Annotated in this window: 1 protein-coding gene and 1 pseudogene; both read left to right on the top strand. The window is 66.3% G+C overall.

From position 1 onward, the window contains the following. Window positions 1–1023: pseudogene (locus tag ACFWI9_RS34205) on the top strand (hypothetical protein); the annotation flags it as partial. Between the two features lie 28 nt (window positions 1024–1051). Next, a partial coding sequence (locus ACFWI9_RS34200; RefSeq protein WP_387169182.1) for a family 43 glycosylhydrolase occupies window positions 1052–1436 on the top strand: 385 nt, incomplete at its 3' end.

The following is a 1436-nucleotide window of genomic DNA, read 5'->3' as shown; positions in this document are numbered from 1 at the left end:
CCCGAGGAGGCCGCGGCCTGGGTGCGGTACGCCAACGTGACCAAGGGCTACGGGGCGAAGTACTGGGAGATCGGCAACGAGGTCTACGGCAACGGCCTCTACGGCGCCACCTGGGAAACCGACCACCATGCGAGCAAGTCCGCCACGACGTACGCGACCAACCTCGTCCAGTACGCCACCGCCATGAAAGCCGTCGACCCGTCCATCAAGATCGGCGCAGTCCTGACCACCCCCGGAGCGTGGCCGGACGGCATCACGGGACCGGGCGACGTGACGGACTGGAACCACACGGTCCTGTCGATCGCCGGATCGAAGCTCGACTTCGTGATCGTGCACCACTACCCGATCGGCAACAGCCAGGCGGACCTGCTGGGTAAGCCCCAGGCGGAGATCCCGAACATGGCCGCCACCCTGCGCTCACTGATCAACCAGTATGCGGGGACCAACGCGCTCAACGTGGGCATCGCGGTGACGGAGGTCAACGCCAACGCCTACAAGGACACATCCCCGAACGGCCTGTTCGCACCGGACGAGTACCTGACCTGGATGGAGAACGGCGCGTTCACCGTCGACTGGTGGAATCTGCACAACGGTACCGACTGCACCCACGTGACCACGGTCGAAGGCGCCACGGACTACGACGACGGCGGAATCCTCTCCAGCGGCGCGTCCTGCGAGCCGCCCCTGAACACACCTTTCGCGCCGTACTACGGCACCTGGATGATCACCAAACTGGGTGCACCCGGCGACACGCTGGTCCGGGCGACCGGCTCGACCTCGACCGTCTCCGCGCACGCCGTGCGGCGGGCCAACGGCGACCTCAGCGTCATGCTCATCAACAAGGACCCGGTCAACGCCGCGACGGTCACCCTGTCGTACAGCGGGTTCAGCCCGTCTGCCGCCACCCCGACCGTGTACTCGTACCTCAAGAACGCAACGTCGATCGGCTCCGCGACGACGGGCAGCGCGACCCGCCAGACGGTACCCGCCTACTCGATCGTGGTCGTCCAACTTCACCACTGAACCAACCCACCAACAACGTAAGGATTCGATGAGGGTGTCGAGCAAGCCCGAGAAGGCCAACACCATCAGCAACCCGGTGATCCCCGGCTTCCATCCCGACCCCTCCGTCTGTCGGGCGGGCGAGGACTACTACCTCGCCTGCTCCAGCTTCGAGTACTTCCCCGGGGTGCCCATCTTCCACAGTCGGGACCTCGTGAACTGGGCTCAGATCGGCAACGCGCTCGACCGGCCGAGCCAGCTGCGCCGTCCGCTGGACGCCCCGTCCTCGGGCGGAATCTACGCACCCACCCTCCGCCACCACGACGGCCGCTTCTGGCTGATCGTCACCAATGAGAGCAGGCACCGCAAACAGCACTTAACGGCCAGCCATCCGGCCGGACCGTGGTCCGATCCGGTCCGCCTGCCCGGAGTGC

This window comes from Streptomyces sp. NPDC127084, from assembly GCF_042724175.1.
In the GTDB taxonomy this organism is placed as follows: domain Bacteria; phylum Actinomycetota; class Actinomycetes; order Streptomycetales; family Streptomycetaceae; genus Streptomyces.
The sequence above is the reverse complement of the archived record's forward strand: the minus strand, read 5'-3'. Positions and strand labels throughout refer to the sequence as shown.